The following is a 237-nucleotide window of genomic DNA, read 5'->3' as shown; positions in this document are numbered from 1 at the left end:
GACTATCGCGGATCTCATCAAAAAAGAGATCGACCATATCCTTGGCCTCACGTTTGTTGAGACCAAGTTCCTCGAACAGTTTTTCTGCCAGTTCCGCTTTGGTCAAGGCTGTCATGCTAACCCCGCAACGTTGCTCCAAGTGTTTGCTCCAAGTGTGACAAAACAGCATCCACTGAATCGTTCACTTCTTGGTCAGTAAGAGTGCGCGATGGATGTTGCCAGGTCAAGCCCAGAGCC

Annotated in this window: 2 protein-coding genes; both read right to left on the bottom strand. The window is 49.8% G+C overall.

The window, feature by feature from the left end; translation table 11 throughout:
- Positions 1 to 115, bottom strand: a 115-nt coding sequence (locus Q4563_RS22560; protein WP_303606138.1) for an HU family DNA-binding protein, incomplete at its 3' end; no start/stop codon positions are given.
- A gap of 1 nt (position 116) precedes the next feature.
- Positions 117 to 227: a hypothetical protein gene (locus Q4563_RS23900; protein WP_442903870.1), complete on the bottom strand. Its 111-nt coding sequence runs from the start codon at positions 225 to 227 to the stop codon at positions 117 to 119.
- Positions 228 to 237: the final 10 nt, after the last annotated feature.

It is taken from the genome of Gilvimarinus sp. 1_MG-2023 (genome assembly GCF_030548285.1).
The sequence above is the reverse complement of the archived record's forward strand: the minus strand, read 5'-3'. Positions and strand labels throughout refer to the sequence as shown.